Genomic DNA, 23,045 nt, shown 5'->3' with positions numbered 1-23,045 from the left:
GGGTGGATCGGGTGGATCGGGTGGATCGGGTGGTTCAGGTGGACCTGGCGGTGAGGACGTTCTCGTTCACGTCCTCGAGGGAACGACCGCGCGTCTCGGGGGCGAACCGCGACGCGATCACGAGCACCGCGTACATGGCTGCCGCGAGTCCGAAGACACCGGCGAAGGCCCAGGCACCGTAGAGCGCTATCGCGGCGAAGGGCATCACGGCGCCGGCGATGTTGCCGATCCCGTTCACGATCGAGGCGCCGGACGCTCGGATCGCCGTGGGGTAGACCTCGGCGGTCCAGGCTGCGAGCGTGGTGTTCGTCAGCATCGTGAAGAACTGGAACAGTGCGCCGAGGGCGAGGATCGCGCCGGTGTCGTTCCCGAACGCTGCGAACGCCAGTGCGGTCAGACAGCCCAGGACCCCCGCGGTGGCGATCAACGGTCGACGCCCGATGCGGTTCGCGAGCAGGGCGGCGGCGGTGCACCCGAGGAGCGAGCCGACGTTCATGATCATCGTGTACAGCAGGCTCTGCGAGACGGAGTACCCACGTTCGACGAGCAGCGTGGGCATGAGGAAGTTCAGCGTGACCTGCACCCCGAAGGCCATCCACGACGCGACCCCGATGGCGATCGTCCGGCGCAGGACCAGCCGGTGGAACACCGCTGCGGGTGAGGCGTGCAAGGACACCGGCGGGAGATCTGCGGGGCTGAGCCGGACGGGGCCGACGGCGTCCGCGGGCGGCGTCAAGGTGTTCGAGGCGAGGACCGCGAGCGAGCGGTTCGCGTCGTCGATCCGCCCCTTCGAGAGGAGCCAGCGCGGCGTCTCGGGCAACTTGCGCCGGTACAGGACGACGAACAGCGCGGGGAGCGCCAGGATCACGAAGCTCCAGCGCCAGACGTGGTCGTCGCCACCGAGCGGGACGGCCAACGGGCTGAGGAGGAGCAGGAAGAGGCCGTAGGAGATGAAGTTCCCGATGCCGCCTGCACCGACGTTGATCGTGGCGATGAGTCCGCCCCGGTACCGGGTCGCGACCATCTCGGACAGCATCGCGATGCCGATCATGAACTCACCGCCGACGCCGATGCCGACGATGAAGCGGCTGACCAGCAGCATCTCGAAGTTCGGGGAGACAGCGCTCAGCAGGCCGCCCAGCGTGTAGACGAGCAGGTTCAGGCCGAGCGAGAACCGGCGGCCGTAGCGGTCGGCGAGCCAACCGGCGAGGAGCCTGCCGACCAACCCGCCGACGACGGTCGCGGTGTTGATGGTGGAGAGCTGGACGTCGCCGATCGCGAGGGAGGCCTTGATGTTGGTGGCCATCGCGCCGACGGAGTTCTGCTCGAGGGTGTCGAAGAACTCACCGGCGAGGATGAGCATGAGGACCCAGAACTGGGCTCGTGTGAACCCGATCGAGTCGAGTGCGGAGCCGACGCCTCCGGAAGGCTGGTCGGTGGTGGTGCGTGTTGGTGCGGTGGAGCGCGTTACAGCAGACATTCGTAACTCCAGCGGGGAAGAGTGAGCGGTGCACCGTGCGGTCACTCTTTTGTATACGAAAAGCTGTTTCGGGCTGGTTTCGACTTCGAGACGTTTCGTGACGCATCCGGCTCAAACCGCACCAGATCAGACATGCGGTCGAAGTCGCCGACTGCGCGCGAACTGCGGTCGTATACGTTCTACGCGCTGAGTTCGCGGTAGATCGCTTCGTCGCGACGCAGGTGCTCGTCCATCAGCAGCCCTGCCTGAACCGATGCTCCCCGCAGGATCGCGTTCGCGACGGCGGCGTGGTCCCCGCGGCTCGCGGCGACCTCTTCACGCGTCACGCGCTCGAAGGCCCAGGCGGTCTGGTGGATCAGCTGTTCGATCATCGTCTCGAGTCGGGTGTTCCCGGACGCTCGGGCCACCAGGCCGTGGAATGCGAACCGGGGCGACTGGGCCTCGACCTCCTGGTCGGAGCGGCCCTCGTGGCCGACTGCCCGGAGCAGGGCCGCGCAGTCGCCGCCCGTCCGGTCGGCCGCGAGCTCGGCGGCCAGGACCTCGAGCCCGCGCCGGATCTGCATCAATTCGATGACGACCTCGGTTGAGGAATCCGCGACCCGGACGCCCTTGAACTTCTCGGCGACGACGAAGCCCTCGGTCTCCAGCTGTCGGAGGGCTTCGCGGACAGGGACCCGGGAGACGCCGAAACGCTCCGCGAGCACGTCTTCCTTGAGTCTCGAGCCACGTGCGAGCGAGCCGCTGATGATCTCGGCCCTGATGGCCTTGAGGACCGATGCCGGCTTGGACTCCACGGCTTGATCGTAGTTGGAGCGAGTGACGGGAATCGAACCCGCGCTACCAGCTTGGGAAGCTGGAGTTCTACCATTGAACTACACTCGCGCGCCCCGCAGAACGGGACTCGGCAAGCCTAGCGGATTCTCGCCTGGAAGCCAGCCGACCGCGCACCGTACGCCGTCTGCCGGGCGCGTGTCGTGCCTCCCGAGTCTCCGCTGTGAGGGTGCCGACTCGACGGACAGGTGTCGGACCCGTGTGTACCGTCCAGGGAGTTCCAGCCCCGAACCGAGGAGGACCCGGATGGTCAGGCATCCCCTCATCGACGACGTGGTCGGCCCGGCGATCGTGGTCGAGTCGGCCTCGCCCGTCGTGTGGCTGACCGACGCGCTCGCCTCGTTGCTCCGCCGGTCGGCGGACGCCGGGCGGACGGTCGTGCTCCGCACCGGACGGTCTGCGGCGATCACCCCGGCGCTCCGGCACGCACTCGGCGCGTACGGTGCCGCGTGGGCCGTGTCCGACTTCGACGGGACGCTGCGTGACGGCCGGACCGGTGTCGCTGCCTCGGACATCGAGGACTTCGTGCACCGCGGCCCCGAACTCGTGGGCACACCGTCGCCCGAGCACCCGGTCTCGGCCGACTCGGTCCGTCAGATCAGCATCGACCTGACCCTCCGGCACCATCCTGGCCGCGCGGTCGACATGGGCTCGGCGATCGAGGCCCTGTGCCACACCGTCGGCACCTGCCCGACCCGGTGGGGCACCGCAGAACCGCTCACCGTGCCGTGGGACCGCTGGGTCGTGACGCAGTACGCGAAGCACGAGGCACCCGGCATCTCGACCTCGTACGCCGTCGGCGAGGGCTTCTCGGCGACGATGACCGCGCACCTGGTCGGCGGGGTCGTCGTGGAGACGATGTCCGCCGTGCTCACCGTGCCCGAGGAGAACACCGACCCGGGCCTGGCCAACCGCATGTTCGACGCCGTGCAGCGGGTCGCCGACCAGGTCGTCCCCGTCTTCGGCGTCGTCATGCAGCGCCGCGGTGACGCCGACCACCTGGTCCGTGCCGTCTCGCACGGAGAACCGTCGCCGCTCGCCGTCGTCGTCGGGCCCGAGGCCGCCGGCTTCCTGGACCGTGACGGTGTCTGGCCGCCGCCGCGCACCACGACCGCGACGTTCGCCGCCGGAACCGGCTCGTCCGGTCGCCCCGACGCCGACACCGACGGCGGCATGATCGTCCGCTTCGAGGACGGCTGGGAAGCGCTCGAGTCGTTCCTCGACCGCATCGACGAGGACCGCTTCCTGCAGCTGGTCGGCGGTGCGCCGCTCGACCCCGCCCACGACGAGGGCACACTCGACGGCCACGTCCGCGACGACCGGATGGTGGGCGGCCAGGGTGCCGCGTGACGTCACGATCCTGTGCCGGCAGCCGGTCGAGCCGCGCGAGGTCGCCGAGGCGCTCCTGCTGCACGACGAGACCTGGGGCGTCCGCGCACTCGACGACGGCCCGATGGTCCAGGTCTGCCGGGACGCCACCCACCCGGTGATCACCGTGCTGAGCGTGCGGCGCGTGGACTCCTTCGACGAGGTGGAGCGGATCCTGCCGGACGCCCCGACCCTGGCGACGCCGCTGTGGTGGGTCGACACGGTCACCCCAGCCGGCCCCGACGGGGAATCGGGGATCTCGGCCGCGCTCGAGGCCGCCATGGACCTCGACGCGGTCTGCATCGTCCACGGCGACTGAACACCCGCGGGCACCCCCGGGCGATCGGTACGGCGGGTCAGTCCCGCTTGCTCATCGCCGCCAGGCGCTCGTTGTAGGCCTTGAGGTCGGCGTCGCCGTCGCGCTCGGCCTTGCGGTCGAGGCGCTTCGCGTCGCGCTTGTCCGAGCGCATCCAGTTGCGGACGACGAGCAGGGCCACGAACACCATCGGGAGCTCCGACGCACCCCAGGCGATGCCGCCGCCGGTGTGCTGGTCGTCGAGCAGTGCGGCGTCGTTGGTCTGTCCGAGCGCGTGGAACCAGTCGATCGCGAACACCGACTGCGACGTCATGACCGCGACACCGAAGAACGCGTGGAACGCCAGGGTGGCCAGGAGCGTGATGATGAGCATCGGGTACGGCGGACGCTTCGGGCCCGGGTCGACACCGACGAACACCCAGAAGAACAGGTACCCGCTCAGGACGAAGTGGACGATCATCGCGACGTGCCACTCGTGCGACTGCATCGCGGCCTGGTACGCCGGGGTGAAGTAGAACACCACGAGGGACCCGGCGAAGATGATCCCGGCGACGGCGGGCTTGCCGAGGAACTGCATCCAGCGGGAGTGCACGAAGAGCATGAGCCACTCGCGGGCGCCGCGGGAGCCGTCGTTGCGGACCGGCAGCGTGCGGAGCGCGAGCAGCACCGGGCCGCCGAGCACGAGCGGCAGCGGCACGAACATCATCAGCAGCATGTGCTGGAGCATGTGCGACGAGAAGTGGATCATGCCGTAGACCGCGGGGCCGGCCGACGTGGTCCAGATGAACAGGGCGCAGCCGATCAGCCAGGCGATGGTGCGGCCGACGGGCCAGGAGTCACCGCGCTTCCGGAGCTTGCGCACCGCCAGCAGGTACCAGACGGCTCCGACGACGGCCAGGCCGAGCCACACCCAGTCGATGTGCCACTGCGTCAGGTAGGTCTGCGCGGTCTGCGCCGGCGGGAACGGGAAGCCGATCAGACCAGAGCGGGTGTCCTCGCCCGTCGCCGGGGTCTGCGGGATCGGCGGCTGCGACCGGGACACGGCGACCGAGACGCCGATGGCCACGGCCATGAACACGATCTCGGCCAGGGCGAACCGGGTGAACAGGCGACGGTCGAGCGGCGCACGGAGGAGTCCGGGCACGAGCTTCCGGCGCTGGACGACACCGGCGACGCCGAGCAGGACGAGGATGACCGCCTTGACCGTGATGAGCCAGCCGTAGGTCGTCGTGAGCAGGTCGAGCGGACCGGTCAGCCGGAGCGACGCGTTCACGATGCCGGAGAACGCCACGGCCCCGAAGGACCAGCCGGCGAGCGTCGAGTACCGGGCGATGACCCGGCCCGTCGCACCCTTGGTGCGCGTGCGGAGCAGGACCACGGCGACCAGGCCACCGGCCCACACGCACACCCCGACCAGGTGGATCGCGAGCGAGTTCACCGCGTTCGCGTGCTCGAGCGACCCGGCCGCGTGGCCGGACAGCGCCAGGGGGAGCAGGGCGAACAGGCCGATGACGGTGGCGAACGCCAGGGTCGTCACCCGGGTGGCGACGGCGGCCACCACCGTGGCGATGAGGATCGCGGCCGCGGACACGACGAGGGCCTGACCGATCTCGACCTGGAACGCGAAGAGCATGAAGTTGCGCGCGAACACCGGGCTGGTGAGCGGGACGCCCAGCGTGTTCGCGCCGGTGAGGACGATGCTCACCGCTGCGGCGAGGAACCAGACGGCGCCGGTCGCTGCGGCCCACCGGGTGGCCCGGTGCTGCACGCTGGACAGCGCGCCGTGGTCCTTCTTCTGCGCGGGAAGCGCGAAGGCGGCGACGATGAGGAGCCCGATCGTGAGCGCCGCCATCGTGTCGTGCACGACGCGGGCGATCGGCAGGCCGTACTCGACGAGCTCGCCGGCGGACACCAGCTGCTGACTCGTGCTGAAGGCGCCGGTGATCGTCAGCCCGAGGAGCGAGCACGCGACGGCCAGGGGGATCGCGATGACCAGGACCGTCGCGACGGTGGACGAGCGCCCGGTGGCAGGGGCGGCGTCCGGTGCTGACCCGGTGGGCTGGGTTTCGGGTGACGTGACGGTCATGACCGTCCAATGGTAGGCGTGTCGGCTGGCAACCGGCCCCTCGGATGCGCGCTCAGACCCGCCGTTCCCAGACGCCCGCGCAACCGACGCCGACGAACCCCACGGCCTCGTTCACGTCGAGCATGTGGCGGTTCTCCTCCGCGTTGAACGTGATGATCGAAGGGTGCCCAGGATGTTCCTGCTGGACCGTCTCGATCCCGACCGCCTTCAGGAGCCAGCCGAGCCGGTGCCCGCGGTGTTCCCGGACCACCAGGGTGTCGCCCTGCATCACCGGCTGGGTGCGGGGACCGGGTACGGCGAGCTGGGTGAACCCGACGAGTGACCCGGTCGACGTGTCCTCGACCACGACGGTGCGCATCGTCCGGGGTCCCTCCTCGAGGTGCTGCTCGTGCGTCCGGAGCCGCTCGAGGGTCCAGGCGTCCTCGGGCTCGGTCATGTCGCCCGACGGGGCGTCGGTGCTCATCCGGGTCAGCAGGAGTGCGAGGTCCGACTGCCACCGATCGGGTGTCGGTCCTGTCCAGGTGTGCACGCGGTAGTGGTGACCCGAGGCGGCGTCCGCAGCCGCACGGACGTCGGCCACCGCGGCTTCGGCGGCCGGGAGCGCGAGACGGCTGATCCGGTCGACCTGTCCGAGCCGCCAGCCTCGACGGGTCAGGAACCGGACCGCTGCCTCGTCCTCCGGCACGGCCCCGAACCCGGTGGGCGCCTGACGGTACCCGGGGCCGGATGCCGGGCCGACCTGCCGTGAGACTGCGTAGGCCTTCCACTGCGTGCGTCCCTGACCCCGGGCGACGTCCTCCAGGTGCTCGGCCAGGAGCGTGCCCACGCCGCGACCTCGGTGCTCGGGTGCGACGCTGACCGCGATCCAGCAGTTCGGGGCGTCCGCAGTCGCCTTCGAGTCGTACGAACCGGCTCCGACCGCGGTCCCCTCGTGGTCGCGGACCAGGAACAGTCGGCTGGGGGCATCCGGGTCGATCAGGTAGGGCAGCTGTTCCTCGGGGGTCCAGAGCAGCTCGGGCAGGTGCGTGGTCGTGACCTCGGCCCGGTTCTGCACGTCGACCCACTCGCGGAACACCGAGACGACCGCCGGGTCGTCGTCCATCGAGGCGGGGACCGTGATCTCGTCGACGGTGTACGTGGTCATCACTGCTCCGAACGCCGCCCGCCCGGGTGGTGGGCAGCCTGGCAGCATACCGGCGGGACGTGCGCTGCCGCTAGGATTCGTCCGTGCTGCTCTCCGACCGCGACATCACCGCCCAGCTCGCCGAAGGCCGGATCGGCCTCGACCCGTACGACGCCTCGCTCGTGCAGCCGTCGAGCATCGACGTCCGGCTCGACAAGTTCTTCCGGTTGTTCGACAACCACAAGTACCCGCACATCGACCCCGCCGTGGACCAGCCCGACCTGACCCGCCTGGTCGAGACCGACCCGCATGAGGCGTTCGTGCTGCACCCCGGCGAGTTCGTCCTCGGTTCCACGTTCGAGGTCGTCACGCTGCCCGACGACATCGCCGCGCGGCTCGAGGGCAAGAGCTCGCTCGGCCGGCTCGGACTCCTGACCCACTCGACCGCGGGCTTCATCGACCCCGGGTTCTCGGGGCACGTGACGCTCGAGCTGTCGAACGTGGCGACGCTGCCGATCAAGCTGTGGCCGGGGATGAAGATCGGCCAGCTCTGCTTCTTCCAGCTGTCGAGCCCGGCCGAGAAGCCCTACGGCTCGGCCGAGTACCAGTCCCGCTACCAGGGCCAGCGCGGCCCGACCGCGTCCCGCTCGTCGCAGAACTTCCACCGCGCGGACGTCTCCGACCCCCGCTGACCCCCGCTGGTCCGCGCGGGTCCGTACCGTCCCTCGCGCCCCCGTCGATCAGACCGGCGGACGAAATGTCGCATGCTGTGTATCGTTGCAGCATGTCCGCTGAACCTCCTCGGCCTGCGACGCCGCTGTCCGCCGCCGTGCTCATCCGCGACGCCCGCGAGCGGGCCGAACTGACCCAGGTCCAGCTCGCCCGACGTGCCGGCGTCACACAGAGCGTCATCAGCACGTACGAGAACGGTCGGCGCGAACCGTCGCTCGCGGCGCTGCAGCGGATGCTCCGCGCCGCGGGCTTCACGACGAGCATCGACCTGCAGCCCGTCGAGGAACCACCGCCCCTGCGCGAGCGAGTCACCGCCGCGCGGCAGGACCTCATCGCGATCGTCGAACAGTTCGGCGGTCACCGGCCGCGGCTCTTCGGCAGCGTCGCCCGGGGCGAGGACGGCCCGGGCAGCGACGTCGACCTGATGATCGACCTCGACCCGGGGCTCGGCATCTTCGCGCTCATGCGCATCCAGGACGCCGCCGAGCGGCTCCTCGGGGTCCGCGTCGACGTCGTCGACGCAGCGGGCATGGCTCCCGAGGTCGTCCGGACCGCGGTGCCGTTGTGACCCCGCACCCGGCGGTCCGCCGGGCCGTCGGCGACCGCATCGACGACGTCATCCGGGCCTGCGAGGCGATCCGGCGCTACGTGGACGACGAGCGGCTGCCCGAGGACCTGGTGCACGACGCCGTGCGGATGCGCCTGGTCGAGATCGGCGAGGCGGTGCGGATGCTCCCCGCCCCGGTCACCGCGAGCGAGCCCGGCATCCCCTGGTCGCGGGTGTCCGACCTGGGGGAACGGCTCACACGCCGGTACTTCGACACCACCCGTGCACTGGTGGTCGGCACCGCGCGGACGGATGTCCCGCACCTCGCCGACGCCGCGAGGCGGCTGCGCGCCGCCCAGCCCTGACGGCAGGTGCAGCGCGAGACGCCGGCGTCTTGCGCTGACGCCGTCATGTGCCGTGAGACGCCGCCGGATTCCGCGGCGTCTTCCCGAGACGCCGGCGTCTCGCGTCCACGGACCACCCACCGGACTGGAGGCACGGATCGCCACCGGCGCCGCGCCTCCCGGCCGCCGTGTGGTCGGCCCCCGGACGGAGCAGGACGGCCCCGTCTCGCCGAGGCGAGACGGGGCCGTCCGTGGTGCTGGGGAGATCAGCCCTTCTTGGCGAGCTCCTCGAGGGTGTCGTTGCCCTTGTAGGCCTCGACGGCGTTGTCCTTGGTGACGAGGACCGGTGCGAGCTCGATCGCGGGGACCGTCTTCACACCGTTGTAGTTGTTCGTCTTATCCATCTTGGTGTCGGGCTTGTCGCCCTTCGACAGGGTGGAGACGAGGTCGACGGCAGCCTGGGCTTCCTTCGTGGTGTCCTTGAAGATCGTCGAGTACTGCGTGCCCTGCATGATGAGCGGGATCGACGCGGTCTCGGAGTCCTGACCGGTCACGACGGGGTTGTCCTTGCCGGCGGCCTTGGTCGCGGTGAGGATCGCACGGGCGAGGGTGTCGTTCGGCGACAGGACGCCGTCGAGCTCGGTGTCACCCGTGTAGTACTGCGCGAGCAGGTCGGTCATGCGCGACTGGGCCTTCTGCGCGAGCCAGCCCTGCGTGACGACCTTCTGGAACGTGGTCTGACCGGAGACGACCTTGATCGTGCCGTCGTCGATCTTCGGCTGGAGGACGTCCATCGCACCGTTGAAGAACACGGTGGCGTTGGCGTCGTCCGGCGAACCGGCGAAGAGCTCGACGTTGTACGGCTTGTCGCCCTTCTTCTCCTCGAGGCCCTTGAGCAGCGCCTCGGCCTGGAGCTGGCCGACCTTGAAGTTGTTGAACGCCACGTAGTAGTCGACGTTCTTCGTGTTCAGGATGTTGCGGTCCCAGGCGATGACGACGGCGCCACGGTCCTTGGCGGACTTGACCTGCGCGGTCAGCTGCGAACCGTCGGCGGCACCGATGATGACGGCCTTGGCGCCCTTGGTGATCATGCCGGAGATCTGCGACTGCTGGTCGGGCACCGGGTTGCCGGCGTTGGCGTACTGGATGTCGGCCTTGAAGCCGGCGTCCTCGATCGACTTCTTGAACGCGGCACCAGCGAGGACCCAGTTCTGCGAGGTCTTGGCCGGCAGGGCGACGCCGATGAGGTCGCCCTTCTTGATGGTGCTGCTGCTGCCGGCGTCGTCGGACGAGCCGCGCGACGAGCAGCCGCTGAGGGCGAGGCCCGCGATGAGCGCCAGGCTGAGGCCGGCGACGATCTTCTTGCGCATGTGAGTGCTTTCTCTTCGTTGAGGAGGTGTGGGGCCGAGGCCCCGGTGTGGGGAGTTGGGACTAGGGGAGGGTCGGCTTGTCGGGCTGACCGTCGATCGACCGCGGCTGCTGGGCGGCCACCGTGTTCTCCTCGGTGTCCTTCCGCTGGAACTGCCGCATCATGCCCCCGATGAGGGACGGACGACCCTGCGACTTCGAGTAGACGTCGAAGGCGACGGCGACGAGCAGGACGAGACCGCGGATGATCTGCACCTGGTTGGACTCGAGGCCCATCAGCTGCAGGCCGTTCGACAGCAGCGCCATCACGAGACCACCGATGATCGAGCCGGAGATCGTGCCGACACCACCGGCGACCGCTGCGCCACCGACGAACACGGCGGCGATCGCGTCGAGCTCCCAGCCGGTGCCGTCCGCGGGGCCCGAGGCGCCGGAGTAGGCGACGAACACCATGCCGGCGATCGCGGCGAGGACCGACATGTTCATCATGACGAAGAAGTTGACCTTCTTCGCCGAGACGCCGGACAGGATCGCGGCGTTGGCGTTGCCACCGACGGCGTAGACCTGGCGACCGAAGATCGTGTTCTTCGTGACGAAGCCGTAGACGATGGTCAGGACACCGAGGATGATCGCGACGATCGGGACCGAGGTGCCGACCGGACCGGCGCCGAACAGGTACGTGGCGACGAGCGTGACGGCGACCAGGATGCCGGTGCGGACGATCGAGACCCACAGCGGCGGGACCTCGGCCTGCATCTTCCGGCGGCGGGCACGGCCACGGGCCTCGATGATGATGAGCGCGAGGATCGTGACGAGCCCGATGAGCAGGGTGCCGTTGCTGTAGCCGAAGTCGGGGCCGAAGTCACCGAGGAAGCCGGCGCCGATCGGGGTGAAGTCGTTCGGCACGGGGACGGACGTCGAGTTGCCGATGATCTGGTTCACGCCACGGAAGATGAGCTGACCGGCCAGCGTCACGATGAAGGCCGGGACCTTCACGAACGCCACCCAGAAGCCCTGCCAGGCGCCGATCGCGGCACCGCAGGCCAGGCCCAGGATGATCGCGGCCCACACCGGGAAGTTCCACACGGACATCGACTGCGCCACGACGATGCCGACGACGGCCGCGACCGAACCCACCGACAGGTCGATGTGCCCCGCGATGATGACCATGACCATGCCGAGCGCCAGGATCAGGATGTAGGAGTACTGCAGGAACAGGTTGATGACGTTGGTCGGCTCGAGGATGAGCCCCTTCGTCGTGACCGCGAAGAACGCGAGCAGCACGATGAGGGCGATGATCATGCCGTACTGGCCGATCGAGTTGCCCTTGCCGAAGAGCAGTTTCAGGTTGTTCATGAGGCGGTGGCGCCCTTCCGCGCGGAGGTCATGCTGCGCATGAGCGATTCGGGATCGGCCTGGTCGGCCGGGAGGTCAGCGGTGATCTGGCCCTCGAAGATGGTGTAGATCCGGTCGGAGAGACCGAGGAGTTCGGGCAGCTCGGACGAGATGAGGATGATGCCCTTCCCCTCGGCCGCGAGCTGCTGGATGATCCCATAGATCTCGAACTTGGCGCCCACGTCGATGCCGCGGGTGGGCTCGTCGAGGATCAGGATGTCCGGGTCGGTGAACATCCACTTGGACAGGACGACCTTCTGCTGGTTGCCACCAGAGAGCTTGCCGACGTTGTCCTCGACGCTCGGCACCTTGGTGCGGAGCATCTTGCGGTACTTCTCGGCGACCGAGTACTCCTCGAGCGAGTCGACGACACCGGCCTTCGAGATCTTCTGCAGGTCGGCGGCGACCGTCGAGCGCTTCACGGTGTCGAGCAGGTTCAGGCCGAGCGCCTTGCGGTCCTCGGAGACGTAGCCGATGCCGTTCTCGATCGCCTGCTGGACGTTCGTGACCTTGATCTCGCGGCCGTCCTTGATGATCTGGCCGTCGAGCCAGGTGCCGTAGGAGCGACCGAACAGGCTCATCGCCAGCTCGGTGCGTCCGGCGCCCATCAGGCCGGCGAAGCCGACGATCTCGCCCTTGCGGACGTGGAAGTTCGACGCCTTGCAGACCAGACGCGACGGGTCGATCGGGTGCTGCACGGTCCAGTTGCGGACCTCGAAGAAGGTCTCGCCGATCTTCGGGGTGCGGTCGGGGAAACGCGACTCGAGCGAGCGGCCGACCATGCCGCGGATGATGCGGTCCTCGTTGACGCCGTCCGCCTTGACGTTGAGCGTCTCGATGGCCTTGCCGTCACGGATGATCGTGATCTCGTCCGCGATCTGCTCGATCTCGTTGAGCTTGTGGCTGATGATGATGCTCGCGATGCCCTTGGCCTTCAGCCCGACGATCAGGTCGAGCAGGTGCTGCGAGTCGTTCTCGTTGAGCGCGGCGGTCGGCTCGTCGAGGATCAGCAGCTTGACGTCCTTGTGCAGGGCCTTCGCGATCTCGACGAGCTGCTGCTTGCCGACACCGATGTTCTTGATCTGCGTGTCCGGGTCGTCGGCCAGGCCGACGCGGGCGAGCAGGTCCTGCGCACGGAGCTGCGCGGCGGTCCAGTTGATGACGCCAGCGCGGCTCGGCTCGTTGCCCAGGAACAGGTTCTCGGTGATCGAGAGCTCCGGGACGAGCGCCAGCTCCTGGTGGATGATGACGATGCCGGCCTGCTCGGACTGCTTGATGTTCGAGAAGCGGACTTCCTCGCCCTCGTAGACGATCTCGCCGCTGTAGGTGCCGTACGGGTAGACGCCCGACAGGACCTTCATCAGGGTCGACTTGCCGGCGCCGTTCTCGCCGCAGATCGCGTGGATCTCGCCGGCGCGGACGCTGAGGGAGACGTCGGCCAGCGCCTTCACACCAGGGAACTCCTTGGTGATCGAGCGCATCTCGAGGATGGTCTCGGGTGCGGTGATCGACCGGGTCTCGAGGCCGGTGTCGATCGGGGTTGACGCCACAGTGCATCTCCTTCTGCCGCTTCGGTGCGGCAGTGTGTTCGGGTGGTTCTGCTGCGGCAGCGAAAGCACAGGGGGCCTGTGTGGACTTCGTTGTCGCGTCCGGATCCGGCGCGGTGTGACGCTCATGTGAACGGTCACATCGGCTGGACGGAGGCAATTTACGCACAGCCTCGGTGCGGCTGTCAATTCGGATTGGTCGCGTTTTCGTAACGGCGTGCGTGATCCGGAGGGAACGTCCCCCGGGTTGGGGCCAGGGGCCTCCGGAGCACGCGTTCGTTGCGTGGATCCGCATGCTGCGGACGGGAGGCGCGTGGCGGCGCCGCCACGGGCCTCCCGTCCGGTCCGTGGGCGCGTCCGGAGCCGCGCTCGCCGTGTCGGAGCGGGCGTCCCTGGCGCTTCCGGGCGTCCCTGGTCGGAAGTTCGTGGCAGGGATGCCCGTTTGCGGCAGGTACTCCGCCGCCGCCGGCCCCGAGCACGTCAGCGCGTGCGGGGTGCGCTCGTCGAAGCGCGCACGACCAGCTGCGGGACGATGTCGATCGGGCGGAGGAGCTCGCCCTCACTCGGCAGCAGCAGGTCCACGCAGCGACGCCCGAGCTCGGCGAAGTCGACCTGCACCGTGGTGAGCGGCGGCCAGAAGTGCTTCGCCTCGGGGATGTCGTCGTAGCCGACCACGGACAGGTCCCCCGGGACGTCGAGCCCGTACGAGCGCGCCGCGTGCATGACGCCGAGCGCCATCTGGTCGTTCGAGCAGAAGATCGCGGTGCAGTCCCGCCACCGCAGCAGCTCGCGGCCGGCGTGGTAGCCGAAGTCGGCGGTCCAGTCGCCCAGAATCGGCGGGGCGACGGCCATGTCGCGGTCGGACATCTCGCGCAGGAACCCCTGCATGCGGGCGTCGGCCTCGATCCAGTCCTGTGGGCCGGCGATGTGCCGGACGTACTCGTGTCCCAGGTCGAGCAGGTGCGCGGTCGCGAGTCGTGCGCCCTCCATCTGGTCCACCCACAGGGCCGTGGGGTCCTCGCCGACGCTGGCACGCATGGTGACGTAGGGGGTGCGGATTCCGAGCTCGGCGATCAGGTCGAAGACCCGCTGCTGGGGCGCGATGACGACGATGCCCTCGACGTCCAGGTCGAGCAGGTGTCCGAGCCCTTCACGCACGGCGGCGTCGGTCGCCTCGGCGATGTTCGCCGTCGTGACGGAGTAGCCGCGCAGCATCGCGGCGTCCTCGATCGCCTGCAGTGCGACCGCGGGACCGTAGTGGGCGCGACGGGCCGTCAGGACGCCGATCGTGTGCGTCCGGCTCGTCACCAGGGCGCGCGCGGCCCGGTTCGGCCGGTACTGCAGCTGCTCCATGGCCGCCAGGACCTTGTCGCGCGTCTCGGCCCGGATCGCGTCCGAGTTGTTCAGCACCCGCGAGACGGTCTGGTGCGAGACGCCCGCGATCCGTGCGACGTCACGGATGCTGGGCGAACGCGGTTGCTGTGTCCGCGATGACGCCATTGCTGCTCGTTTCCGCCCGGGTGTCGTGGCACATCGATGTGCACGTTCACATCCGGGCCAGATCATTATGCACGTCCAGCGGATCGGCGCCACCTGTGCGCCGATCCGCCGTCGGCTCAGAGCCAGTTGCGCTTGCGGAAGATCGCCCAGAGCACGCCCATCAGCAGGAGCATGCCGAGGATCGCGACCGGGTAGCCGTAGTGCCAGTGCAGCTCGGGCATGTGGTCGAAGTTCATCCCGTAGACACCGGCGATCAGGCCGGGCGCGAACAGGATCGCCGCCCACGACGAGATCTTCTTGACCTCCTCGCCCTGGCGGTGTGCTGCCCGGGCGAGTTGCCGGCTCTCCTCGCCCTGCGCCAGGCTCGCGCTGGTCATCCGCCGCATCGCCTCGTTCTGCTCCTGCGACACCAGGGTGGCGTGCAGGGTCAGGGCGTTCTCGAGCAGGGCGCGGAACGAGTCGACCCGCTCGGTGACGCGGAGCGCGTGGTCGTGCACGTTGCGGAGCCGGTGCTGTACGTCGTCGTCCACGCCGTACTTGTCGGCACCGCGGAGCAGCCCGGTCACCATCGCGGGCACCGGGGTGGTCGCGCGCTGGAACGCCAGGACCTCGCTGAGCAGCTGGTAGATGCGCTTCGAGACCCCGGGGTCGACCTGCCCGGCGAACAGCTGGTCCTCGATGGCGTCGATCTGCTCCTGCAGCACCTGGACGACGGGCCCGTACCCGTCGACGACCTCGTCGAGCACGGCCGCGGTGACCGCCTCGGACCCCTTCGCCAGGAACTCCGGGTCCGCCTCGACCTGTGCCCGCAGTGCCGCCAGGTCGGGGCGCGCGGCGTGCCGGACGCTGACGACGAAGTGGTCGCCGACGAACAGGTGGACCTCGCCGAACTCCACGGTGCCCTCGGACGGGTCGAACCAGGCCGGCCGGAGCACCATGAACAGGGTGTCGCCGTACCGCTCGAGCTTGGCGCGCTGGTGCCCCTTGCGGGCGTCCTCGACGGCGTTCTCGTGCAGGTCGAACTCGGTGGCGACGGCCTCGAGCTCGTGCGGGTCGGGCCGGAGCAGCCCGATCCAGGTCAGGTCGCCACGAGCCGGGCGCGACAGGGTCGACGGAGACTCCACGCGGCGTCCCCGGACGTAGATCGCGTTGTCGATCAGTGCCATGTGCGTGCTCCTTCGGTGGGGAGCAGGCGGGCGCGATGGCACCCCGGAGGCGATCCGGGGCGGGGCAGGGTCAGCGAACGGGCGCGACGACCGACACGGGCGGCCGGCCCGATCGAGGATGGTCACCCGACATCGCGCCTCACCTGCCCTTCTCGTCTCGTCGTGGCGGCGCCCAGAGCGCTGCCGAGCGTCGAGCGTACGCCTGCGGCGCAGGTCGGACAACTTCGATCTCGGCTTTCCACATCGGTCATGAGAACCCTTGCTGCACCCCGAACCGGACGCTAGTGTCCTGATATCCAGAACACTGGATGCCAACACGAAGGAGTGTCATGGTCAAGAAGCAGTCGCCCACCATCGGGATCATCCTGGCGTCGATCGGGTGCGTCGCCTTGTCGTTCGCCCCGGGGTTCCGCGATGTCGCCGTCGTGTGGTGGCTCCTGGGCGCCGCCGGCATCGGCACAGCGTCGATCCGTGAGATGCGACCGAGGCGCCCCCGTCAGAAGCGCACGCTGGCACTCTCGGGGGTGGCGTTCGTCGCCGCGGCCGCCGCAGCGATCGCGCTCGTCGGCGTCGTGGCGCCGGCACGAGCCGAGGCGTCGAGCGCGGTGACGGTCACGGACCCCTCCGGCACAGGACGGCTCGTCCAGCTCGCTTCGCAGCTCCGAGTCGAAGGGCGCAACCGGAGTTCGAACGCGGTCTCGGCGGCTCGGGAAGCGGGGTACTCCGCACGCTCAGGGCTGCGACCTGACTGGGCTGGTGCCACTGCTTACACCTACGAGGGCGCCGACGTCGTCTCGGTCCCGCTCCTCGGGACCGACGTCCCGGAGATGACGAAGCTCTCGTTCGTGACCGTGGACGGTGAGACGACCATCACCGAGATGGCCTCCGCGATGACGTCCGTGACCGTGGTGCACTTCGCGATGTGGCAGGACGGTCAGCTGACCAAGAACGTGGACCTCACACAGGGAACCGAAGCGGAGCAGGCATCGTCCGTCGGGACGTACGGCCTCGACTGGAAGCGACTGAACAACTGCCTCAACCGCATCGGGATCAGCTGGGCGGTGATCGCAGTCCTCGGCGTCGCGTGCGGCGCAGCCTGCGCGACCATGGTGCTCTGCGCTCCGTGTCTCGCCGCGGCGGCTGGCTTCACGACGGGCACGATCGCGAAGTGCGTGTCGAACGCCTGGTCCTGAGCGGCCCGGTAGGGGCCTGGCAGGCGTCGCTGTCCACCCTGCCAGGCCGCAACGGCCGACTCCGCGCAGCGCCGGCGCGCATTCGCTCAGGCGCAGGTGCACACGCAGACGCAGACGCAGCAGCGTCAGCGCGTGACGTGCAACCCAGCGGTCTCGAGCTCGGCCAGCTGCCACCCGAGCCACGGGCTCCAGGCGAACGGCGCACCGGCGACGGCCTGCCTGAGAGAATCCTCGGACACCCAGGCCCACTCGGCGACCTCGTCGTCCGCGGGCGCCGGTGTGTCGTCGGTCACGGCACGGAAGACGGGGCAGACCTCGTTCTCGACGATGCCCGACGCGTCGACCGCGCGGTACCGGAACTCCGGCAGCACGACCTCGACGTCACGGATGGTGATGCCGAGTTCGCGAGCGGCGCGACGGGCGATCGCGTCCTCGAAGGACTCGTCCGGACCGGGGTGACCGCAGAAGGTGTTCGTCCACACCCCCGGCCAGGTCTTCTTCGACAGCGCTCGTCGGGTCACCAGGACGTCGCCGTCGGTGTTCCGGACGTGGCACGAGAAGGCCAGGTGCAGGGGCGTGTGGGCAGTGTGGACCGTGAACTTGTCCGCCGTGCCGATCGGGGTACGGTCGTCGGACAGGAGCACCACGGATTCAGGGAAAGCGTTCATCTGAGTCGATAGGTTAGGCCAATGAGCGAGGAAGCGACCACCGTGCCGCACATCGACCTCGCGCTCGTCGACGACTGCCTCGAGCGCTTCTTCGCCGTGTCGTCGGCGCGCGCCGAGCGCTACGGCCGACCGTCGGAAGAGCTGTGGCGCGTGCTCCGCAAGGCGAGCATGGGCGGCAAGCGCTTCCGGCCGCGCATGGTCATGACCGCGTACGCCGGCATGGGCGGCACCGACGCGCACGCCGCCGCCAACGTCGCGGCGGCCTACGAACTCCTGCACACCGCGCTGGTGGTGCACGACGACGTCATCGACCGTGACTGGTCGCGCCGCGGGCAGCCGAACGTCGCCGGGTCGTTCCGTGACAACGGGACGACGGGTGGACTGCCGTTGCCGACCGCCGAGCACCGGGGGATGAGTGCCGCTGTGATCGCCGGTGACCTGGCGCTCGCCGGGGCACCTCGGTTCATCGAGGCCGCGGGCGTCGACGGCACCCGGCGTGAGCGGTTGCTCGAGCTGTTCGACGAGGCCGTGTTCGCCAGCGCCGCCGGCGAGATGACCGACGTCGACCTGGCACTCGGGGTGATGCCGACGGTGGACGAGGTCCTGGCGATGGAGCGGGCGAAGACGAGCGTGTACTCGTTCGAGGCGCCGCTGCAGTCCGGTGCGGTGCTGGCCGGCGCCGACGAGGAGATCGTCACCGCCCTCGGTGCCTTCGGCCGCGAGATCGGCATCGCCTACCAGATCGTCGACGACCTGCTCGGGGTGTTCGGCGACGAGACCATGACCGGCAAGACCGTTCTCGGCGACCTGCGCGAGGGCAAGCGCACCATGCTCATCGCGTACGCGGCGACCACCGACTGCTGGCCCGACCTCGAGCCGTACCTGGGTGACCCGGACCTGACCGAGGCCCGCGCGGACGAGGTCCGTGCGACCCTGGTGTCCTGCGGTGCGCGCGGCGCCGCGGAAGCACGTGTCGCTGACCACACCGCACTCGCCCGGGCCGAACTCGCCCGGCTGCCGTACGAACTCGCCGACCGCCTGGAGGCCCTCGTGACCGAACTCGTGGAGCGCGCCCGGTGACCCACAGCACCACCACGGCGACCGGATCCCGTCCGGCTCGCCTCCAGCTCTACGACGCGACGGCCGAGGCCGCGTCGGGTGTCGTCATCGACCGGTACTCCACGTCCTTCGGCCTGGCGAGCCGCATGCTCGCCCGCGACACGCGCGAGCACATCCGCAACGTCTACGCGCTGGTCCGCGTCGCGGACGAGGTCGTCGACGGCCCCGCGACCGAGGCCGGGCTCGACCGCGAGCTCGCCCGGACCGTGCTCGACGAGCTCGAGGCCGACACCGAACGGGCCATCGCGCTCGGCTTCTCGGTGAACCCGGTGGTCCACGCCTTCGCCCGCACCGCCCGCACCACCGGCTTCGGCGCCGAGCTCACCGCCCCGTTCTTCGCCTCGATGCGCATGGACCTCGAGCGCACCGAGCACGACGACGCCTCGTTCGACGCGTACGTGTACGGCTCGGCCGAGGTCGTGGGCCTGATGTGCCTGCGTGCGTTCGTGTACCGCGCGGGCAAGCCGACGTTCGACCAGGCCGAGCTCGTCGCCGGGGCGCGTGCGCTCGGTGCGGCGTTCCAGAAGGTGAACTTCCTGCGTGACCTGCACGCCGACTTCGAGGTGCTCGGTCGCTCGTATTTCCCGGGCGTCGACATCCGTTCCTTCGACGAGGCCACGAAGCACCGCCTGGTCGCCGACGTGCAGGCCGACCTCGACCACGCCGCGCGGACGATCCGCCTGCTGCCGGCCGATGCCCGCAACGCCGTCGGGCTCGCACACGCGCTCTTCCAGGAACTCAACGACCGACTCGCGCGCACCCCGGCGAGCCGTCTCGTCACGACGCGCGTGCGCGTCCCCAACCCGGTGAAGGTCCGCCTCGCGGCACAGGTCCTCGCCGGACGCGGACCGCTCCGGTCGCGCGCAACCACCCACCGGCCGGGAGGCTCGTCATGACCCCGCCCCGCGCCTCCCGACCGAAGACGGTCGCCCCCACCACCCGGCGCAAGGTGCCGGCACGTCGTGCCGTCGTCATCGGCGGCGGCATCAGCGGCCTGGCGGCCGCTGCGCTGCTCGCCCGCGACGGCTTCTCGGTGACGGTGCTCGAGCAGCGCACGCAGCTCGGCGGCCGTGCCGGTTCGTGGGAGCAGGACGGGTTCCGGTTCGACACCGGGCCGTCGTGGTACCTCATGCCCGAGGTGTTCGACCACTTCTTCCAGCTGCTCGGCACGTCAGCCGAGGCCGAGCTCGACCTGGTGAAGCTCGACCCCGGCTACCGCGTCTACAGCGAGGGCCACGACGAGCCGATCGACCTGCGCGCCGACGCCGAGGCCAACATCGAGCTGTTCGAGTCCATCGAGCCCGGTGCCGGCGAGCGGATGCGGAAGTACCTGGCGTCGGCCGAGGACACCTACCGGATGGCCGTCCGCCGGTTCCTGTACACGACGTTCCAGGACCTCACGAAGCTCGCGGCACCCGACGTGCTCCGGCGCCTGCCGAAGCTCGCGCGCCTGCTGCTCGAGCCGCTCTCGACCTTCGCCGAGACCGCCGTGCGCGATCGCCGCCTGTGGCAGATCCTCGGCTACCCGGCGGTGTTCCTCGGCACGAGCCCGTACGCGGCGCCGAGCATGTACCACCTGATGAGCCACCTGGACCTGTCCGACGGCGTGCTCTACCCGAAGGGCGGCATCACCGAGGTGATCTCCGCCGTCGAGCGGGTCGCCCGTGCCGATGGCGCGAAGATCATCGCCGGTGCGAAGGTCGAACGGATCGTCGTCGAGGACGGCGTCGCCACCGGTGTCGTCCACCGCGACCGCGACGGCGTGCAGCACACGGCCCCCGCGGACCTCGTGGTCAGCGCGGCCGACCTGCAGCACACCGAGATGCAGCTGCTCGAGCGGGAGCACCGCACCCACGGTGCCGACCACTGGAAGAAGCGCGACCCGGGGCCGAGCGCGGTGCTCGTGTACCTGGGCATCGACGGTCCGACGCCGGGGCTGTTGCACCACACCCTGATGTTCACCGCGGACTGGAAGGCCAACTTCGGCGCGATCTTCGGGGACGACCGGCACGTGCCGGACCCCGCGTCGATCTACGTCTGCGCCCCGTCCGAGACCGACCCGAGCGTCTCCCCGCCCGGCACCAGCAACCTGTTCATCCTGGTGCCCCTGCCCGCCGACCTGTCGATCGGCAAGGGTGGCATCGACGGCGCCGGTGACTACCAGGTCGAGCAGATCGCCGACCGTGCGATCGACGTGCTGGCCGAGCGTGCCGGGGTGCCGGACCTGCGCGACCGCATCCGGGTCCGTCGCACCATCGGGCCCCGCGACTTCGCCGACGACCTGAACGCCTGGAGCGGCTCGATGCTCGGTCCGGCGCACACGCTGAAGCAGAGCGCGTTCTTCCGCGAGAAGAACGCGTCGAAGAAGGTCGAGGGGCTGTACTACGTCGGCGCCTCGACGATCCCGGGCATCGGTCTGCCGATGTGCCTGATCAGCGCCGAGGTCCTGCTCAAGCGCATCCACGGCGACCGGAGCACCGAGCCGCTGCCGACACCCCTCGGGGCCCCGAGGGACCGGACCGAGACCGCCTGATGCCCGGGCTGTACCTCGCCGGCCTGGTGGTGTCCCTGGTCGGCATGACCGTGCTGGACGCCCGCTTCCGGTTGTTCTTCTGGCGGGCGCCGTGGCGGGCGGCGGCCGTGACGGTCGTCGGGGTCGCGTTCTTCATGGTGTGGGACATCGCCGGTGTCGCGGCCGGCATCTTCTTCATCGGGCCGCAGAACCTGCTCACCGGGGTGCTCCTGGCGCCCGAGGTCCCGCTCGAGGAGCTCTTCTTCCTGCTGCTGCTCTGCTACTCGACGATGGACCTGGTCGGGTTCGTCCGGCCGCTCGTCCAGCGGGCGACCGACCGGCGGCAGGCGTGAACGGCGCCGGGGCGTACGCGCTCCTGGCCCTGCCGTTCTTCGGCGTCACGGCCGCCGTCGGCGTCATCGCCGGGGTCGTCGCCGCGCGCCGTGCACGCGCCGCGGGTCGGCTGCCCGCGGTGGGTCGCCGGGTCGCGGTGCTCACGTCCGTGATCGCGGGCATCGCGCTGCTGGTGATGACGATGGTGTTCGACAACGTCATCGTCACGCTGCGCATCGTCGCCTACGACCCCTCGCTCATCAGCGGTGCGAAGATCGGTGCGATCCCGGTCGAAGACCTCGCCTACGCGATGTCCGCCATCGTGCTGCTGCCCAGCCTGTGGGTCCTGTTCGACCGGACCGGCGCGCGCCCCGCGCCCCACCCGACCCCAGCACCAGCACCAGCGGAGCCAGCACCAGCAGAGGACACGAAGTGAACGCCAGCACCGCCTCCAGGCCGTCGACCCTGCGCGCCCTGTTCGTGTCGTCGCGGCCGATCAGCTGGGTGAACACCGCGTACCCGTTCGGCGCGGCGTACCTGCTCGGCAGCGGGGTCGGCGTCGAGGGCGGCGGCGGGTTCTCGCTGATCGCGTTCCTGGTCGGTGTCGTGTACTTCCTGGTGCCCTACAACCTGGCGATGTACGGCATCAACGACGTCTTCGACTACGAGTCCGACCTGCGCAACCCGCGGAAGGGCGGCGTCGAGGGCGCCCTGCTCGACAGGAGCGTGCACCGTGCCACGCTGTGGGCCGTCGTCGTCACGAACGTCCCCTTCCTCGTCGCGCTCGTGGTGCTCGGCGCGGTCAGCGGCAACGGTCCGTGGTCGTGGCTCGTCCTGGCGATCAGCGTCTTCGCGGTCATCGCGTACTCGGCGCCGGGGCTGCGGTTCAAGGAGAAGCCGTTCCTCGACTCGCTCACGTCGAGCACGCACTTCGTCTCGCCGGCGATCTTCGGTCTCGCCCTCGCGGGGCCGCACTGGACCGGCGAGCTCGTCGCCGTGTGCATCGCGTTCTTCCTGTGGGGCGTGGCCTCGCACGCGTTCGGTGCCGTGCAGGACGTCCTGGCCGACCGGGCCGGCGGCATCGGCTCGGTCGCCACCGTCATCGGTGCGCGGGCGACCGTGCGGCTGGCCTTCGTCGCGTACCTGGTCGCCGGCGTCGCCCTGCTGTTCTCGGCGTTCCCCGGGCCGATCGCCGCGATCGTGGTCCTCCCGTACGCGCTCAACGTGCTGCCGTGGTGGAACATCACCGACCAGGGCGCCGAGGCCGCGAACGCCGGCTGGAAGCGGTTCCTCTGGATCAACTACCTGGCGGGCTTCATCGTCACGATGGCACTCATCGCGTACGCCTACACGCACTGACAGACTGGACGCACGCACCGCGGCGACCGTGGTGCGACACCAGCCACGACGGCAGCCA

22 protein-coding genes and 1 tRNA gene are annotated in these 23,045 nt (G+C 69.7%); 12 read left to right on the top strand and 11 right to left on the bottom strand.

Features of this window, described 5'->3' with window-relative positions; translation table 11 throughout:
• Positions 1 to 34 precede the first annotated feature (34 nt).
• From H489_RS25000 to H489_RS24990, 3 genes are all read right to left on the bottom strand, one after another.
• Entirely contained in the window at positions 35 to 1,480 is a 1,446-nt protein-coding gene (locus H489_RS25000) for an MFS transporter (RefSeq protein ID WP_200860511.1), read from the bottom strand.
• Between the two features lie 179 nt (positions 1,481 to 1,659).
• Complete coding sequence (locus H489_RS24995; RefSeq protein WP_017886436.1) at positions 1,660 to 2,274, bottom strand: GntR family transcriptional regulator; 615 nt, start codon at positions 2,272 to 2,274, stop codon at positions 1,660 to 1,662.
• 14 nt (positions 2,275 to 2,288) lie between these two features.
• Positions 2,289 to 2,362: transfer RNA gene (locus H489_RS24990), tRNA-Gly, on the bottom strand.
• A gap of 195 nt (positions 2,363 to 2,557) precedes the next feature.
• On the opposite strand from H489_RS24990, the gene H489_RS24985 reads away from it, so the two are divergent.
• Both H489_RS24985 and H489_RS24980 read left to right on the top strand, forming a co-directional pair.
• Positions 2,558 to 3,661 (top strand): DUF6177 family protein, encoded by a 1,104-nt coding sequence (locus tag H489_RS24985; RefSeq protein ID WP_017886435.1) that lies wholly within the window; start codon positions 2,558 to 2,560, stop codon positions 3,659 to 3,661.
• On the top strand, positions 3,651 to 3,998 hold the full coding sequence (locus H489_RS24980; RefSeq protein ID WP_017886434.1) for a hypothetical protein: 348 nt from the start codon (positions 3,651 to 3,653) through the stop codon (positions 3,996 to 3,998). Before H489_RS24985 ends, H489_RS24980 begins: the two co-directional genes overlap by 11 nt.
• A 37-nt stretch (positions 3,999 to 4,035) precedes the next feature.
• Here H489_RS24980 and H489_RS24975 read toward each other — a convergent pair whose 3' ends face one another.
• Together H489_RS24975 and H489_RS0118585 are read right to left on the bottom strand one after the other, a co-directional pair.
• On the bottom strand, positions 4,036 to 6,081 hold the full coding sequence (locus tag H489_RS24975) for a cytochrome c oxidase assembly protein (protein WP_017886433.1): 2,046 nt from the start codon (positions 6,079 to 6,081) through the stop codon (positions 4,036 to 4,038).
• Between the two features lie 52 nt (positions 6,082 to 6,133).
• Positions 6,134 to 7,225, bottom strand: a complete 1,092-nt coding sequence (locus H489_RS0118585) for a GNAT family N-acetyltransferase (protein WP_017886432.1) — start codon at positions 7,223 to 7,225, stop codon at positions 6,134 to 6,136.
• 83 nt (positions 7,226 to 7,308) lie between these two features.
• On the opposite strand from H489_RS0118585, the gene dcd reads away from it, so the two are divergent.
• The 3 genes from dcd (at position 7,309) to H489_RS24960 (ending at position 8,848) form a co-directional block, all read left to right on the top strand.
• Positions 7,309 to 7,896 (top strand): dCTP deaminase, encoded by a 588-nt coding sequence (dcd, locus tag H489_RS24970; RefSeq protein ID WP_017886431.1) that lies wholly within the window; start codon positions 7,309 to 7,311, stop codon positions 7,894 to 7,896.
• 92 nt (positions 7,897 to 7,988) lie between these two features.
• On the top strand, positions 7,989 to 8,504 hold the full coding sequence (locus tag H489_RS24965; protein WP_017886430.1) for a helix-turn-helix domain-containing protein: 516 nt from the start codon (positions 7,989 to 7,991) through the stop codon (positions 8,502 to 8,504).
• Positions 8,501 to 8,848: a DUF86 domain-containing protein gene (locus H489_RS24960; RefSeq protein ID WP_017886429.1), complete on the top strand. Its 348-nt coding sequence runs from the start codon at positions 8,501 to 8,503 to the stop codon at positions 8,846 to 8,848. The genes H489_RS24965 and H489_RS24960 overlap by 4 nt, the downstream gene beginning before the upstream one ends.
• Positions 8,849 to 9,093: 245 nt before the next feature.
• On the opposite strand, the gene H489_RS24955 is transcribed toward H489_RS24960, so the two are convergent.
• The 5 genes from H489_RS24955 to H489_RS24935 all read right to left on the bottom strand — a co-directional run bounded on the left by H489_RS24955 (position 9,094) and on the right by H489_RS24935 (position 15,803).
• Entirely contained in the window at positions 9,094 to 10,197 is a 1,104-nt protein-coding gene (locus H489_RS24955; protein ID WP_017886428.1) for a sugar-binding protein, read from the bottom strand.
• Between the two features lie 61 nt (positions 10,198 to 10,258).
• Positions 10,259 to 11,551 (bottom strand): multiple monosaccharide ABC transporter permease, encoded by a 1,293-nt coding sequence (gene mmsB / locus H489_RS24950; RefSeq protein WP_017886427.1) that lies wholly within the window; start codon positions 11,549 to 11,551, stop codon positions 10,259 to 10,261.
• Positions 11,548 to 13,071 (bottom strand): multiple monosaccharide ABC transporter ATP-binding protein, encoded by a 1,524-nt coding sequence (gene mmsA, locus H489_RS24945; RefSeq protein WP_042538695.1) that lies wholly within the window; start codon positions 13,069 to 13,071, stop codon positions 11,548 to 11,550. Before mmsA ends, mmsB begins: the two co-directional genes overlap by 4 nt.
• A 546-nt stretch (positions 13,072 to 13,617) precedes the next feature.
• Entirely contained in the window at positions 13,618 to 14,637 is a 1,020-nt protein-coding gene (locus tag H489_RS24940; protein ID WP_017886425.1) for a LacI family DNA-binding transcriptional regulator, read from the bottom strand.
• Between the two features lie 116 nt (positions 14,638 to 14,753).
• Positions 14,754 to 15,803 carry a magnesium and cobalt transport protein CorA gene (locus H489_RS24935; protein WP_017886424.1) on the bottom strand — a complete coding sequence of 350 codons (1,050 nt, stop codon included), beginning with the start codon at positions 15,801 to 15,803 and terminating at the stop codon, positions 14,754 to 14,756.
• A 329-nt stretch (positions 15,804 to 16,132) separates the two neighbouring features.
• Between H489_RS24935 and H489_RS24930 the strand changes: the two genes are divergently transcribed.
• The gene (locus H489_RS24930; RefSeq protein ID WP_017886423.1) at positions 16,133 to 16,996 is read left to right on the top strand and encodes a hypothetical protein; all 864 of its coding nucleotides are present in this window, start codon (positions 16,133 to 16,135) and stop codon (positions 16,994 to 16,996) included.
• Between the two features lie 125 nt (positions 16,997 to 17,121).
• Here H489_RS24930 and idi read toward each other — a convergent pair whose 3' ends face one another.
• Positions 17,122 to 17,664 (bottom strand): isopentenyl-diphosphate Delta-isomerase, encoded by a 543-nt coding sequence (gene idi / locus H489_RS24925; RefSeq protein ID WP_031259371.1) that lies wholly within the window; start codon positions 17,662 to 17,664, stop codon positions 17,122 to 17,124.
• 21 nt (positions 17,665 to 17,685) lie between these two features.
• On the opposite strand from idi, the gene H489_RS24920 reads away from it, so the two are divergent.
• From H489_RS24920 to H489_RS24895, 6 genes are read left to right on the top strand one after another with little or no spacing between them, the layout of a single operon-like run.
• Positions 17,686 to 18,744 (top strand): polyprenyl synthetase family protein, encoded by a 1,059-nt coding sequence (locus H489_RS24920; protein WP_017886421.1) that lies wholly within the window; start codon positions 17,686 to 17,688, stop codon positions 18,742 to 18,744.
• Positions 18,741 to 19,679, top strand: coding sequence for a phytoene/squalene synthase family protein (locus H489_RS24915; protein ID WP_017886420.1), 939 nt, complete (start codon positions 18,741 to 18,743; stop codon positions 19,677 to 19,679). The genes H489_RS24920 and H489_RS24915 overlap by 4 nt, the downstream gene beginning before the upstream one ends.
• Positions 19,676 to 21,316, top strand: a complete 1,641-nt coding sequence (gene crtI, locus H489_RS24910) for a phytoene desaturase family protein (protein WP_017886419.1) — start codon at positions 19,676 to 19,678, stop codon at positions 21,314 to 21,316. The genes H489_RS24915 and crtI overlap by 4 nt, the downstream gene beginning before the upstream one ends.
• Positions 21,316 to 21,648, top strand: a complete 333-nt coding sequence (locus H489_RS24905) for a lycopene cyclase domain-containing protein (RefSeq protein ID WP_017886418.1) — start codon at positions 21,316 to 21,318, stop codon at positions 21,646 to 21,648. Before crtI ends, H489_RS24905 begins: the two co-directional genes overlap by 1 nt.
• Entirely contained in the window at positions 21,645 to 22,064 is a 420-nt protein-coding gene (locus H489_RS24900) for a lycopene cyclase domain-containing protein (protein ID WP_017886417.1), read from the top strand. Before H489_RS24905 ends, H489_RS24900 begins: the two co-directional genes overlap by 4 nt.
• Positions 22,061 to 22,987, top strand: coding sequence for a prenyltransferase (locus H489_RS24895; protein WP_017886416.1), 927 nt, complete (start codon positions 22,061 to 22,063; stop codon positions 22,985 to 22,987). The genes H489_RS24900 and H489_RS24895 overlap by 4 nt, the downstream gene beginning before the upstream one ends.
• Positions 22,988 to 23,045 lie beyond the last annotated feature (58 nt).

The sequence above is a fragment of the Curtobacterium flaccumfaciens UCD-AKU genome, from assembly GCF_000349565.1.
Classification (GTDB): Bacteria; Actinomycetota; Actinomycetes; order Actinomycetales; family Microbacteriaceae; genus Curtobacterium; species Curtobacterium poinsettiae.
Note: the sequence above shows the minus strand (reverse complement) of the source record. Positions and strands in the feature narration are given on the sequence as shown.

Excerpts from the sequence above, each read along its gene's own strand:
- H489_RS24905 (WP_017886418.1), top strand. The coding sequence starts at position 21,316 with ATGCCCGGGCTGTACCTCGCCGGCCTGGTGGTGTCCCTGGTCGGCATG.
- mmsB (WP_017886427.1), bottom strand. The coding sequence starts at position 11,551 with ATGAACAACCTGAAACTGCTCTTCGGCAAGGGCAACTCGATCGGCCAG.
- H489_RS25000 (WP_200860511.1), bottom strand. The coding sequence starts at position 1,480 with ATGTCTGCTGTAACGCGCTCCACCGCACCAACACGCACCACCACCGAC.
- H489_RS0118585 (WP_017886432.1), bottom strand. The coding sequence starts at position 7,225 with ATGACCACGTACACCGTCGACGAGATCACGGTCCCCGCCTCGATGGAC.
- H489_RS24935 (WP_017886424.1), bottom strand. The coding sequence starts at position 15,803 with ATGGCACTGATCGACAACGCGATCTACGTCCGGGGACGCCGCGTGGAG.
- crtI (WP_017886419.1), top strand. The coding sequence starts at position 19,676 with ATGACCCCGCCCCGCGCCTCCCGACCGAAGACGGTCGCCCCCACCACC.
- H489_RS24965 (WP_017886430.1), top strand. The coding sequence starts at position 7,989 with ATGTCCGCTGAACCTCCTCGGCCTGCGACGCCGCTGTCCGCCGCCGTG.
- H489_RS24920 (WP_017886421.1), top strand. The coding sequence starts at position 17,686 with ATGAGCGAGGAAGCGACCACCGTGCCGCACATCGACCTCGCGCTCGTC.
- H489_RS24975 (WP_017886433.1), bottom strand. The coding sequence starts at position 6,081 with ATGACCGTCACGTCACCCGAAACCCAGCCCACCGGGTCAGCACCGGAC.
- idi (WP_031259371.1), bottom strand. The coding sequence starts at position 17,664 with ATGAACGCTTTCCCTGAATCCGTGGTGCTCCTGTCCGACGACCGTACC.
- H489_RS24955 (WP_017886428.1), bottom strand. The coding sequence starts at position 10,197 with ATGCGCAAGAAGATCGTCGCCGGCCTCAGCCTGGCGCTCATCGCGGGC.
- H489_RS24985 (WP_017886435.1), top strand. The coding sequence starts at position 2,558 with ATGGTCAGGCATCCCCTCATCGACGACGTGGTCGGCCCGGCGATCGTG.
- H489_RS24930 (WP_017886423.1), top strand. The coding sequence starts at position 16,133 with ATGGTCAAGAAGCAGTCGCCCACCATCGGGATCATCCTGGCGTCGATC.
- mmsA (WP_042538695.1), bottom strand. The coding sequence starts at position 13,071 with ATGCGCTCGATCACCAAGGAGTTCCCTGGTGTGAAGGCGCTGGCCGAC.
- H489_RS24940 (WP_017886425.1), bottom strand. The coding sequence starts at position 14,637 with ATGGCGTCATCGCGGACACAGCAACCGCGTTCGCCCAGCATCCGTGAC.